The 13,357-nt window shown below is 56.6% G+C and carries 12 protein-coding genes; all 12 read right to left on the reverse strand.

The window, feature by feature from the left end; all coding sequences use genetic code 11:
- Positions 1–14: 14 nt before the first annotated feature.
- Complete coding sequence (locus tag V7R84_RS08660) at positions 15–1,172, reverse strand: hypothetical protein (protein WP_338568032.1); 1,158 nt, start codon at positions 1,170–1,172, stop codon at positions 15–17.
- Positions 1,169–2,062, reverse strand: coding sequence for a CPBP family intramembrane glutamic endopeptidase (locus tag V7R84_RS08665; RefSeq protein WP_338568034.1), 894 nt, complete (start codon positions 2,060–2,062; stop codon positions 1,169–1,171). The genes V7R84_RS08660 and V7R84_RS08665 overlap by 4 nt, the downstream gene beginning before the upstream one ends.
- Before the next feature lie 3 nt (positions 2,063–2,065).
- Positions 2,066–2,983: a SagB/ThcOx family dehydrogenase gene (locus tag V7R84_RS08670; protein ID WP_338568036.1), complete on the reverse strand. Its 918-nt coding sequence runs from the start codon at positions 2,981–2,983 to the stop codon at positions 2,066–2,068.
- On the reverse strand, positions 2,976–3,776 hold the full coding sequence (locus V7R84_RS08675; RefSeq protein WP_338568038.1) for a hypothetical protein: 801 nt from the start codon (positions 3,774–3,776) through the stop codon (positions 2,976–2,978). The genes V7R84_RS08670 and V7R84_RS08675 overlap by 8 nt, the downstream gene beginning before the upstream one ends.
- A gap of 12 nt (positions 3,777–3,788) precedes the next feature.
- On the reverse strand, positions 3,789–4,748 hold the full coding sequence (locus V7R84_RS08680; RefSeq protein WP_338568039.1) for a hypothetical protein: 960 nt from the start codon (positions 4,746–4,748) through the stop codon (positions 3,789–3,791).
- Positions 4,741–5,208, reverse strand: coding sequence for a hypothetical protein (locus V7R84_RS08685; RefSeq protein ID WP_338568040.1), 468 nt, complete (start codon positions 5,206–5,208; stop codon positions 4,741–4,743). The genes V7R84_RS08680 and V7R84_RS08685 overlap by 8 nt, the downstream gene beginning before the upstream one ends.
- Positions 5,209–5,234: 26 nt before the next feature.
- The gene (locus V7R84_RS08690; RefSeq protein WP_338568042.1) at positions 5,235–6,689 is read right to left on the reverse strand and encodes a YcaO-like family protein; all 1,455 of its coding nucleotides are present in this window, start codon (positions 6,687–6,689) and stop codon (positions 5,235–5,237) included.
- A gap of 466 nt (positions 6,690–7,155) precedes the next feature.
- Positions 7,156–7,962: an ABC transporter permease gene (locus tag V7R84_RS08695; RefSeq protein WP_338568043.1), complete on the reverse strand. Its 807-nt coding sequence runs from the start codon at positions 7,960–7,962 to the stop codon at positions 7,156–7,158.
- A complete protein-coding gene (locus tag V7R84_RS08700) occupies positions 7,959–8,906 on the reverse strand; it encodes an ABC transporter ATP-binding protein (RefSeq protein ID WP_338568044.1) in 948 nt (315 codons plus the stop codon). Before V7R84_RS08700 ends, V7R84_RS08695 begins: the two co-directional genes overlap by 4 nt.
- Positions 8,907–9,417: 511 nt before the next feature.
- On the reverse strand, positions 9,418–9,843 hold the full coding sequence (locus V7R84_RS08705) for a hypothetical protein (protein WP_338568045.1): 426 nt from the start codon (positions 9,841–9,843) through the stop codon (positions 9,418–9,420).
- Positions 9,840–10,478: a TetR/AcrR family transcriptional regulator gene (locus V7R84_RS08710; RefSeq protein ID WP_338568046.1), complete on the reverse strand. Its 639-nt coding sequence runs from the start codon at positions 10,476–10,478 to the stop codon at positions 9,840–9,842. Before V7R84_RS08710 ends, V7R84_RS08705 begins: the two co-directional genes overlap by 4 nt.
- A 225-nt stretch (positions 10,479–10,703) precedes the next feature.
- Positions 10,704–13,055, reverse strand: coding sequence for a glycogen debranching protein (locus V7R84_RS08715; RefSeq protein WP_338568047.1), 2,352 nt, complete (start codon positions 13,053–13,055; stop codon positions 10,704–10,706).
- Positions 13,056–13,357 lie beyond the last annotated feature (302 nt).

Genomic DNA, 13,357 nt, shown 5'->3' on the forward strand with positions numbered 1-13,357 from the left:
CACTTTCGGTACCTTTACTGCTGCGGTCGTAGACTCATGATGAATCGTGCACCTTCCTCCGGGTATGTATCGGTCGCCAGCCACCGGGAGTTGGAACCACTCTGCCCCGCCATGCCATTGGAAGCACGCATGAGCACGTCCTGTAAAGGGACTCCACTGACGTGGAGAAGAGCCAGTTCTTCACGCAACCCACGACCGGGAATGACAGCAAGCTGTGGAGCTCCAGATCCTGGTCGAAGACCTTCGAACTCGAGGAACAGCGTGACAGCGCACTCCACTAGCCGATCCCAACCATTTTTGAGAAGGGGAACTTGAGAGCGGCTGGGCTCACGCAATCCACTGTATTCAAAAAGTGCAGATTTTCCGGCAGCAAAACCGCCGGCACGCCTCATCTGAATCAGCCACCTGACATGCGGAAGAATCGGCTCATTGAATTCAAGAAAAGGAGTATCGAGAGACTCTTTGACAAACACCGTCCGATGTAGCGTGATCAATTCGGTGCTGATCATGACACCACGACTCAGCATCGCGCGTGCAGCATTCAAGGTCTCATTTAGAGAATCCTGAGACCACGACATCATGAGATCGGTGAGAGATTGATTCAAGGAGCTACGATTAATGTTGGGAAATCCGCAATACAAATCCCCGTCCATCAAGACTGTAGCTGCTTCCATTGAACCCCGCAGACCCACGCGCAGCCCCATGGACTTGGCATCACGACTCACCATTTGCGCAAAATCTATGTCATCGGACTGCAGAATGACCCATCCACAGCCCTCCCGTTCAATGATTCCGAGAGCCGATGACAGATCGCTTCTGTCGCGAATCCAACGCTGTCGATCAGAAGTTGGCTCTACATCAACCAAGATGGGGCCACCGGCAAAGACCTCAGGAGCAATCGGAACGTCACGCGATATCGCTTGCCATCGCCACATTTCAGCCCAGCTCGCAGCCGGCACCCACACTTCTCCGACCCCTTGGTCTTCAAGCAGCATCAGAATAGCCGACGGGGCACGAAGGATTGAATCCATCACTCCTTCTCGATAGCCTGCAATACCGCATGACATATCAGTCAGAAATGGAACAAAAAATTGCTTCCCATTTTCAGCATGACCCACGGAAGCAACATCCCAGAACGCCTGCCTCGTGGCCGACTGCCCGGAAAACGTCATCGATGACTCTCCTTCCCGTCCTGGTAAAAATTGTCAGCCGTGATTCGAGATGCAGAAACAGCCCGAAAAGCACCGGCATCGGGAGATGAACTAATCGAATCTCCCATCTTTGATCTGCGCGATCTGTTGGAGGTACCACTCCTTGGATTCCAGAACTGCTTCAGCACCAACCACTGGTGGAAAAGGTGAGGAACAAGACCGCCAAGGAACAGCCCACCCATCAGGGCTGTACACCCCAATAGGATTCCAAGCCAACACTTGGCCACCAAGGTTCGCCACCCGAAAGCAACATGGATGCTGGAGAACAACACTGCTTGCACTAAGACCAGCCACCACCCTGTACTGATGGCAGTAACTGCGCTTTCTCTAGATATCCACATGCGTTCGAGCATCGCGCCACGAAACAAGAATTCCTCACCAACAGCCGCGCAGATGGACAGCAGAAAGAACCACAAAGGATTCTTCGCTATCGCGGCCACGCCAGACATGCTCTCTTTTCTTCCGGGTAGGGCCAGCGAGCCAGTCAGCGTACCGGAGGATCTGCGGCCACGCAGCATCAATAAGCGGCGCTCGAGCTCATATCCAGACCAAGCGCCTGCCAGACCCAGGAGCGCTGCCGCAAGAGCCAGCCACCAATTTGGCAACCAGCCTTGCTCGGCCCACAGTCCGCCAAGCAGAATCCTTCCCAATTCAGACGTGGAAACACCGTCCAACAGGCTGAAACCCAAGCACAGCCCCATCAAGCCGATCATCACCGAGACAGCACTTGGAATAGCCTTGCGCCATCTGGGAATCAACCACGCTAAAGCGAAGCTCACTCCGCCAACGGCGGCCATCATGATGCTCCAAACCACGAGCAACGGGCTCAATATGGCCCACATCTCCATCATTGCTCACCGCCGTGTTGAACGATCGATACGCGCACTATGCGGGCGCGGGCCGATCGGAACAACGCACCCCACGTTGCGATCTCCGCCTGGCGGATATCCCATAAGCCGGTTGATCTTGTCATCATGATACCCTGCTACAGCACAGCAGCTCATCTCATGAGCGGTGCAGGACAGATAGAGATTTTGAAGGGCAGCTCCCACATCCATGAACGAGATTCGGTAGCCGCGAGTCTTGTACTTCCAAGCCACCTTTCGCTGATCGTTACTCAAGACAACGATTACTGGTGCATAGAATATCCAGTCATTCTCAAATGTGGCCTCCACCAACGGCTGACGGTAATCTCCCAACGAAACCAGAACCAGCCTGTGCCCAACTTTGTCGTACCTATAGTACCCCCGCTCCATTCCCGAGACGTTGTTGATGATCACCACGACCTCCACCGGGTCTAGGCCACCTATATTCGGGTAGGGCATCTGGGGCACGTCACGCGTTCCGTAGCCGTCCTCTGTTGCATTACTTAGGAAAGCCATCTGAAGAACGCCGCTCAGCTCCTCCAACTCCATCGGACGCCGCGCATAATCACGCTTGGAACGCCGAGAATCTAGCACCGAAGACAAAGAAATTTCGGGGAAGTCAGAAATACGCGGAAGAGGAATACCCTCTGGATCTGGGAGAGTGAAACGAACCAGCCTCGTCGGCAACTGCATACTGGACGCAGTCTCCTCCGAAAAAAACTCCACCATGGAACGCTCAAAAACCCTGTGTATCACTCTCCGAAGCGCAGGGGCGACGCCAGCATTTTCAAGATCTTGAATCGCACCAACGGTTTCATCAAGAGCATGACGCCCCTCCGGCGACATGGCAGCAATCTCTTCGATGAGGCTTTCGAAAGTTTCACTGCTCAAGGTCGAGTCAGCCATGATTGTCCTCGATTCGCAAGAAAGAAGGTTTCGGAATGTCAACTATCCCCATGACCTGTACACCACGTTCCACACCATCACATCGGGTTGCATCATTGACGAGATGATCAATGAACTGGGTCGCCGGAACGAACTGAAGTGGAGTGGAAAGACCCGCCAATACGGCCCAGAGCTGCCCCAGTAGTACGCCGCATGCCGTGGCTGCCTGTCGAAATGCTCGGTCGCCGCTAAGGTACGAGCTTCTTACGATATTTCCCACAGCGAACACGAAACCATCAGGAAGAGATTCGCGGGCCGAGTAGGGAGGCACGGCCGACAACGCTTGACGGGCCAAATCCTCATTCCACGACCCTTCAAATTGCAGTCCCGACCTGTTCGGGATGACTTTCCAGAGAGCAGAATCAAAAGCGACAAGCAGGTCTGCGCTGAACAGCATGGAAACTACCACTGGATTTCCCGACAATGGCGAAAGCAGGTCCCGAACCCACGCCGGAGCATCATCGAATGGCATGACCCAGCGAGAGGCTTCTTTTATCAACTGGTCATAGCCATCAGCGGCTGTCGTCAGGTAGAAATCAAGGATGGTTTTCACGGATTCCGGATCGGCCAAACGTTCCCAGCTTGCCTTGGTCAAACAAGAATTCAGCTGGTACCTTTCGGCCAAATTACCACGAAGCGAGCCAAGGCGCGCCGTCGTAGCTCCGATCGTATCAGGATCAAGCTCTATTACTTGAGTAGGTGGCACGAGGGTCTGCTCGAGCATTCGGCGCAGCTGATCAGCCGGAATGGACATGCTCAGTTCTCCTTACAAGAAGGGATGGCGGAGGTCAACCCGCATTCCCATATCGACCGGGTTCCTGGGAAGGCGCAGTACCTTATCCCTGATGATTTCCATACGCTCCAAATCGATCCGCATGATGTGATCCTCGAGGAAGCTTCCTTTCCCCCACAGATGCTGGGCTGCGGCCACAGTGGTCCACCCAGCCGCAATGGAGGCAACGAAGGCCGGCAGTGGCGCGGTTTGCTTCACATCCGGGTCGGCCGCTTTGCTATACAGGAATGGGGTGCGCATGACACGAGCGGCTTCATCCATGGTGTCGAGATCATAGTAGTTTACCCCCGAACCTGGAACAAAAGTCGGTCCCACGAGAACCTCAAAGCCATCCACTCGAGTGAGATGCCACGGCGTCTGAGTCGCGCGCGACAATTCGTCGGCATCATAGCAGAGACCAAGATCGATTCCATCCATTGCTGCGATGACGAAATCCGCATCACTGAATGCTTCCTCGGCAGAATTTGTTGACATGACGGGATGAGGAACCAGCTCGGACAATTGGCTTGCAATCGCTTCAGCGACACGACCTTGCCCCAGAAGTGTGATCGCCACATCGTGTTCCACAGGACTCCACTTGAACCCTGTCAACAGGTAGGAGTAGTCAACCTGCTCTGGTCGCAGCAAGACACGGCCACGGGTGAGATGTTCCACAAAATCTTGTCGAGTCTCCTCGTCGATCCCCAGCCTTTCAGCCGCTATATTAACGTTTTGAGCTTCTTTAAAGCTCAAAACAAAATCTGCCAACAAGCCACGCGATTTATCGTCCGAAATTCGGTGCGTATACCGCGATCGGGTCCCAACCTCAACAAACACTTCATTTGAGGTGCTCCGAATCACGTTGACTGACGGGTTGATAACCAACACTGCGCCCCCCATGTTTACGGCGTCGTCACCATTACTACTGATCGCGGGATTCCGCTCATTAATCATTGTTTACTCCATCGATTTCATCGTTGTCAAATGCAACGCGCCTCTGCTTTGTGCGCACGAAAGCTTTCAAGACCAACGCCCCTAGAAGAAAGATCACGCAAGACACGGATGTGATGATCTGCAAAATGGCCCAGAGCACGTATCCTTGGCTGACCAGACCGATTGCGCTTACGACTGACAGGACCGTAAGGAATACACTTGATACCAAACCAACCCAATGGCGCATAAAGAGCAACACAATAGTTGAGAAAAGCCAACATAGTCCAACCCATAGCTGAGCACCGTCACCGGGCTTCGGAATGAAGCTGTCTTCTTCTGGCCGATAGAAGAATGCGAGCACCACCTGGGGAATCTTCAGCATCAAAGAAATGATTGCTAGTCCCAAAAACGTACGTGCGCGACTCTCAGTTCGCCAAAAAGAACCTGTATACGTCTGATCACGCGAATGAAACTCGGCCACGGCAACAACCTTCCAACTGGCTAAGATCAGGGATAGGGGAGGGGGTCGGTTGGGAAATCTGCCGGTGTCCATGGCGTATCCGAAATTCCCATTCGCTGCCGAAGTTCTCGGTAGCGACGATGTCCGATCAAAGGAATATTTGGAGGAAATGCCGGAGCCAGTTCAGGAACGAATACCTTGCGCAAGCGAATCTTGTGGAAACTCTCCGGCGTCAGAGGGTAAGCGATCGGCGTCAAATTGTATTTCTTGTACAGATCGATCACTCGATCATAGTCATCTGTGAACTCTCCATCCGTGCGGCACTCAGAGAGTTTTATGGTAGGCATGCCAGGATCTCTCAGATACCAGTCCAATCGTTCTTGGTTCTCACGGAAACCATAGTAATCAACCACTTGAATGAAGTTGGTGAAATCATCGAGATCGGCATCGCGCTTGACCGTGAAACGTCTCTTGAATCCCTGGGTCAATTCCCATCTTGGTGCCAATGTTGGGCTGCGAACCATCCGCTCTGCCTGAACGACCTCAGCCAGCGCACTCCGAATAGCATGCTCGATCTCAACACCGACGCCGCCGCCTGAAACATATGAATGTGCATCCAGCCCCGGTTCAACCGCCGATGCCGTCACTACGAAAAACTCTGGCATGTCGAGACGGTGGAGATAGAAACTAATTTTCATCCCAGCGCGTTCAGCAATTTGCATCCACCGATCGATCGCCTTGTCTCGGAAGGGTTCGTCGAGCATGATGCGGGTCAGCGGAATTTTACAGAACCACGCCAAGTTCAACGCGTCGCGCTCGACCACTTCCAGCAGGGCATGCGTAAGTGCATGTGCGTCATCATACCCCGTGGCCAGACCACCTGAACTAGAGGCCCCGATACGGTCTTCCTTCTCCCTTGGAACATAGAACAAATGTATGAACTGTCCAGGAGCCCACCAGTCTTCGCCCGTGATCAAGTTGGTTCCCTTGTGCCATGCCAATCGCGTGTCCTCGGTCCAAGGGACACAACGGAATCCTGGCGTTTCCAGCTGCTCCTGCGTGAAGGAATCAAAATCTTCCGGGCCCACAATGTTGTACCCTTCATCGCGCATCTGGCGTGCCGTAGCTGTGATGTCGGCATCTGTTTCTTCGAGCGCTAGGGAGGAAAAAGCAGCAAGCATACGTTCGACGGCTTCTCCCAAGGACGATGCCACGGAGTCCGAAATAGTCAGCCCTTTACCTCCACCATAGATTTCACGATCCAGCCCGACCCCAAGAGAACTCATTCCAACGATCCGACGAAATACATGATCCAAGGACAACGGCGTTGCAGAACCTTGAAATCCACCTATCCCGACCCCTGAGCGAAATGAAGATAGGACGTTTCGTATCTGACCGAAAGGGCTATAGGCATCCAGCATTTCCTCAAGGCCCTCGAAGCTTGCCACTTCAGATGAGGATTCGGCCCATGGCAAACTATGGTTGTATACTTGTTCTTTCATAGCTTATCACCCATAATGATTTTCTTGTCGATAGGGGCTTTGTGCCACGTAGGGCCCGCCACTCACCAAGGTTGTCACGATCTCCGATGAAAATAGGTCATTTTTGCATCTTACCCAAATGCCCGCATCTTCGCTTTCTTGCTATGCAAATCGTAGCACATTTCTGGCGCAAGCAAACGAGGCGATCTATAGAGGTACTGACAGACCTAGAACGCCATTCCTATTGGGATCCTGTTGGGCGGAAATCTTGTTAGTACCCCGCCCAACAGGATCTTTACATTACCTTACGTTCACTGCATTTTTCCGTATTACCAGTAGATGTTGAAGTTACACCAGCAGCAGCAGGAGCAGCACCAACCGCCAGGAGCAACCGCGTTTTCCGAAGTAAAGTGTTTCTCCTCGGAGTGACCCAGTGTTGTCGACATGAATTTCACCTCCTTCTCTGTCATCTAGTTTTCGCTGAAGCTCAACGTCTCCGTTTCCACGAATGCAGGCCGACAAAGACGCAGATGAGCGTCAAAGGAATTGCCATCAGCAACCTTAGATATTTTGCCTCGCTCGGCTGCTTTCCTACATAAACGTCAACCATTACGTCGAGCCATTGCTTGAGTGGATTCCACTCAAGAATTTGCTGCAGCACTTCCGGTAGACCCTCCAGAGGCACCGCGGCGCCGGAACCGAAGAACATAGTGAAGAACAGTACTGCCGACAGGGCCTGCGTGGTCCGAGACGAGATACGCAGTGCACCGATGAAGAACCCCATGGCGGAGAGCCAGATGACGCACCCTAACACCAAAGCAAGGTATTGCAGTTCCCACAGCTGGGGACGAATACCATCCCTGACCGCCACCACCGTGATGATAATGATCGCCGCTGCGAGCACGAGCGTCAAGGTGGCTAACAGGACTGCCCATATAAACACGCCGCCCGGCAGCGGCAGGATAGCGTAACGCTTGTCGACACCCTTCGAGCGCAACTCAGCCAAATATATCGGAAGTCCCATGAGCAAGAGGTTCGCGATAACCGACACTATCAAGGCGGAGAACATCGCGTCAATAAATTTGATGCCGTCACCAATATCTTTGTCTCCGTACGGAATCCCGATGAAAACATACATGATGACTGGGAACATCATCGAGAAAAATACCGCAACAGGTTCCCGTAGCAGCAGGGTAACCTCCTGCCGCGTCCACACCGTCAAGATTTTCCACCACGGAACCCCAACTGCAGGAGTCATTTTTCGGGGGCGGTCAACCGTCTCTCTATCGTTCATCGATCATCCACAGGTAGGTCGGATCGGGCGTCAATGGCAAAAGCGAACACATCTTCCAAGCGAATGGGCCCTCTCAAGGAATCAAGATAGTGAACAGCACCCGCTTCTCGAGCGGTCTCGAGTTCTTCGCCCAGCCTGCTGACGGAGCTGCGATCTCCGATGAAAATCCTGGAATCTCCAGCCGAGATAAAATCATGATGGTTCGTTCGTGACCACTGATCGAAGTCGGGTTCGGCACCGATGATTCGGAGACGCCATTCTCCGCCCGCAATCCCAAGAACCTCGCTTACTCCACCTTGAAGAACCAGGTGCCCACGGTTGAGTACTAGAAGCCGATCCGCGTAGGCCTCAGCCTCACTCAGGTCGTGCGTTGACACCAACACCCCCGTGCCATCCGCGCGACGCCGCCTGAGGAACTCCCACATGTGGCTTCGGGCGACCGGATCGATACCGCTGGTCGGCTCATCCAGCACCAGCGCCTTCGGTTTCCCGACGCACGCCAAGGCGACATCCAATCTTCTCAGCCACCCGCCCGACAAAGACTCAACAGGAGCATTGATGTACTCATTTAATCCCAACTGGCTGATGATCTCGTCCACTGGTCCAGGATCTGCATAAAGGCACTTAACAGCCCTGAACGCCTCCTTGACACGCACTCGTGCCGGAAGACCCGATTCCTGCAATTGCACGCCAATGACACTGCGTTGATGACCTGCTGGCCGGACCGCTTGTCCCAGCACTTTCACAGCCCCTCGAGAGGGAAGTCGCAATCCTGAAGCCATCTCCATGGCAGTTGTTTTACCTGAACCATTCGGACCCACCAAGACAACAATCTCACCGACATTAACACTGAAGCTAACGTCATCAAGGGCATTGACAGTTGCCTTGGGATAGCGTTTGACTACGCCATCCCATTCCACAACAGGATCCGCTGCCTGAGACATGGCCGCACCTTCATCAATTCATCAACAATGATTACGAATTGCAACCACCGGCAACTGCTCGCATCGCGCTGATTGCGAGCAACACACACAATGACGATGGTCGCCGATTCAGTTATGTATCGAGTAGGAATTTACCCCACCAACAGGCCAAGCGCAACCCCTCGCGAGGAAAATTGCGAAAACTCCCACCGGACACGGGCCCCACACGCTAGCTAGTCACACACTCAACCAAAAGCGCCTCGCAAGCCTTACACCGGTGAGCAACAGAACCTTAAAGCGGATTTGACAAGGTCTTTTACCATTAGTTAGTAAACTTTAGGGATTAGATTGATATTTTTATTTTCTTGATAGCGTTTTCTTCGCCACACCCCGGCAACAGTAGTGTCGACGAGACATGGCAGACACGGACTCAGAAGGGCAGCACATCAAGCGGTCATGGTGCGATGTGTTTGATCGCCGAAGTCAGCACGAAACGCAGCAGCCCGCGAGCCGTTTTGCCACGTGAAACCCGTCAGCCAGGCGACGGTGTACAGGCCCTGATCTCCCCGCCGCCCTGCGCCTGCAGGACACCGAGGAGCACCAGGACCAGCAGCAGCTGCACGAGGCCCATACCGCCCCACAGCGCATGGGGCCACATGAAGCTGTCCAGCACCAGACATTGGCCCGCGATCCACCCGAGCATCACCGTCCCGGCGAGCGCATGCCCCAGAGGAAGCCATCGCTTCATCCGCAGATGGACGAGAGCGGCAGCCCACTGGAAACCACCGACGACCACCCCGAGGAGCAGCGCGGCCAGGACGTACCGGCCCGCAAACGCCGTGGAATCGAGCAGCGGGGCGAACCACTGCGGCACGACCAGCAGCTCGACAGCTCCAAGCAGCGTCGAGAAGATCTGGAAGACGGCGACCCCCAGTAAACATCCCCGAACGGCCTTCATGGCATCCCCGTAGCGTCGGTGGCCACCACATGGGTGGCTCGAAAATGCTCCAGATGAAGCCTCAGCAGACGTTGCGCCTCGGGTTCGCGACCGGGTTCTTCCGCCGCGGCAAGGATCGCCAGGATCGGGCCCCAGAAGGCCAGGGCGAGGGCCTCCGGGTCTGCGGGGCGGAACCGTTTCTTGCGGATGAGTTCGGCGAAAACAGCCGCCTGGAAGGCCAGCGGACGCTCCACGGTCAGCTCACGCAGCAACCGGGCAGCCTCCGGGGTGCGGTACTGCTCGAGGGTCAGAACGCGACGCGCGGCGACGACGTCCGGGTCGTGCACCCAGACGTCCAGGAAACCGCCGGCAGCGGTTCCCAGCTGCTCAAGGGTGATGGTTTCGTAGACGGGCGCGGCGTCCTCCGGATCGCCGAGCGGGACTCCGAAACGCCTCGCCACCGCGACCAGGCGTTCGTCGATGCGGGCGAGCAGCGCGTCGAGCACCGCCTGCTTGCTGGCGAAATGGTTGTAGACGGAACTCTCCTTGATGCCGACCGCGGCGGCGAGGTCTCGGACGGAGGTACCTGCGAAACCGTCAACGGCGAAACGCTGCTGCGCGACGTCCAGCAGGGCGGATCGGGTGTCACGACGCATGGAATCCTCCTGGCCTGTGGATGCGGCTTCGGCACGGGCCATCCCATCGTCGCAGTCCGGTTCACCCAACTCCGAGAGGACGTTCCCGCGCAACCCTTGGCTAACACTTGTTAGTTTACTTCACAAAGGGCGCGTCCTCCACAACCGCACGTCATCAAACGAAACCGGGCCGGGCGCCCCGAAGGAGCCACCCGACCCGGTTGCAGAAGAGACAGCAGAGCTGGATCAGCCAGCGTCGTCAGCGAGCACCGGAGAGTCGTGCCAGACCACCACCGACCACGGCTGCACCTGCGTCGCACCGTCGAGGACCATGCCCTCACCTTCGGACCAGGAGTTATGGGCGGGCTCGGCCCAGACCCCGGTGTCGATCAGCCGGCGCCACACCCTGCCCTCAGCGGGGGTCGGCGCGTTGAACGCGACCTCGGTGTCGGCCATGTTGACCATCATGAGGAAGTTGTCGCCGGGAGAGTTGATGTAGACGCTGAGCGCCCGGTCCCCGTCCTGCGGATACCCCTCCATTGAAGGGGTGTGGAACAGGTAAGACACGTCACGATCGTCGGGCACCAAGTCGCCGTACTGCTTCTGCTGCAGCGATTCGTGCCGTTGCCGCAGATGCGCGAGGAACCTGGTGAATCGGAACAGTCCGTTGACACCCGGTTCCGTCTCGAAGGTGCCGAGGTTGTCGTGGTACGACGCATCGGTCACGCCGGGCGCCACCGGCACCTGTTGCGGGGCGTTGGTGGGGATCATGGTGTAGTTGTTCCACATCGCCACCGAATCGATCTCCCATGGGTTGTTGTTGCCGTTCTGAGTGCGACCGAACTCATCGCCCGCAACGAACATCGGCACCCCGCGCGACAGGTACAAAATGGTCAGGAAGTTGCGGATCCGCTGCCGCCGCAGCTCCTGCGACCCTCCACAATCCCATGACAGGTTGTCGTCCGACCCGCCGTCGGAAGGACCGAACGGATAGGGCTGGTCGTTGTTCTTCTCCTGATAGCTGACCAGGTCGGCCATGTTGAAACCGTCGTGGGCGTCGATGAAGTTGATGGTCTTCTGGGGTCCGCCGTTGTCGGCGAAATGCGCATGATCACCGTTGACGACATCCAGGAACTCGATGGCGTTGCCGTCACCCTTCGCGAAACGACGCACTGCGTCACGGTAACGACCGTTCCATTCGGCCCAGCCCTGCGGGAAATTGCCGACCTCGTAACCCCACAAGTCCCATGCCTCCGCGATGACCTCAATGTGCTGATCCTCGGCGAACTCGGCGATGGCGGTCAGCAGCGGATGGTCGGTGTAGAAGCGTTTCTGGTTGTCCCAGTCCTCGCGGTCGGCGTCGTTCGGTTTGCGACCGAGCACCGTCGCTAGGTCGAACCGGAAGCCGTCGGCCCCCATCTCGACGGTCCAGTGTTCGAGCGAGTCGAGCACCAGCTGTTGGGCCACGGGTGAGGAGTAGTTGAGCTGGTTGGAGGTGCCCGTCGCGCCGTCAACCAGCGCGTGTGACGCCGTCATCACGTAGTACTCGGCGGCGGCGAACCCTCCGAGGGAGGTGAATCCGACGGTGTTCGGGTCGCCACCCCAGTTGCCGCCCTCCGCAGTGTGGTTGTAAACGACGTCCAGGTACACCTCCAGCCCGGCCTCATGGAAGGCGGCCATCATCTGCTGGAATTCGCGCGTCGGCCCACCCAGCGACTTGTCGTAGGCGTATTTGCGGTTGGGAGCAAAGAACGACAGGGTCATGTAACCCCACGAGTTCGTATGTCCTTCACGCGCGGACTCGGACTGGTTGGTCTCGTGGATGGGCAGCAGCTCCAAGGTGGTGATGCCGAGGGCTTTCAGATAGGGCGCCATCATACCGACGCCCCGGTAGGTGCCCAGGTACTCCTCAGGGATGTTCATCACGTCCTCGAAGCCCGGTTCACTGCTGAGCAGCGTGGCGAGCTTGACGATGGAGGGGTGGCCGACGAGCTGCGAAACCGAGGCCTCGTAGATGGCGGCCTTCTCGCCGGGCAATCTCGGTTTGGTGAACACCGGACGGGTGGGTCGCAGGATCACCCCCTTGGGGGCGATGCGGGCGGTGTCGGCTTCTCGGCGGGGCGCGCCTCGATAGTCATCAGGGCCGGTCCCGAAGGCGCCGCCGTCGAGACCGGTCTCCAGGATCGCATCGGAGTAGACGGTGTGGGTGATCTCCCGGGCATAGGGGTCGAACATCACCTTGTTGGGGTTGAAACGGTTGCCGTGTTCGTCGATGTCAGAAACGAAACCAACGGAGCTGCCGGGCTTCCAGGCGGGGTCCCAGGGCCAGTTCGAACCCCAGACACGGAACCCGTAGAGGTCGCACTCGGAGACGCCGCGCACCTGGGCCCGCCACACACCGTCGGGGCCCTCTGACATCACGAAGGATGCGACAGCATCGGCCCCCAGGGCCTGGGGGAAGAAGTCAAGCTGAACCCGGCTGGCATCGGGCGCGTAGACCGCGAAGGTGGCACCGTCCTCGGTGAGGTACGCACAGAGCGGCCACTCGGCGTGCCCCCAGTTCTCAGGCTGCACAGGGGCCATACAGGAAACGTCCATGTGGGACATCATGGCACGAGCATCGACGGAATCACGTTGTCAAACCGGGCCTCTCGCGGATCGAGCCAGCCTTTCTCACGTCCAGGGCTGTGGGCCATCTCACGGAGATTCCCTATTCTCAGACCGCCAGAAGTCAGTACAACGGTATAATTAACGATTCACTTGGAAAGGCCCACGATGAACCATCCGGACTCCCCCGATCCCACCCCCTCGGATCCCGACGTCGCCGCCATGCCATCATTCCAGCCTCCCGGAGCGCCACAACAGTCATCCGCCGGAGCGCCACCGAGAGCCCATGAACA

It is taken from the genome of Arachnia propionica (assembly GCF_037055325.1).
In the GTDB taxonomy this organism is placed as follows: Bacteria; Actinomycetota; Actinomycetes; order Propionibacteriales; family Propionibacteriaceae; genus Arachnia.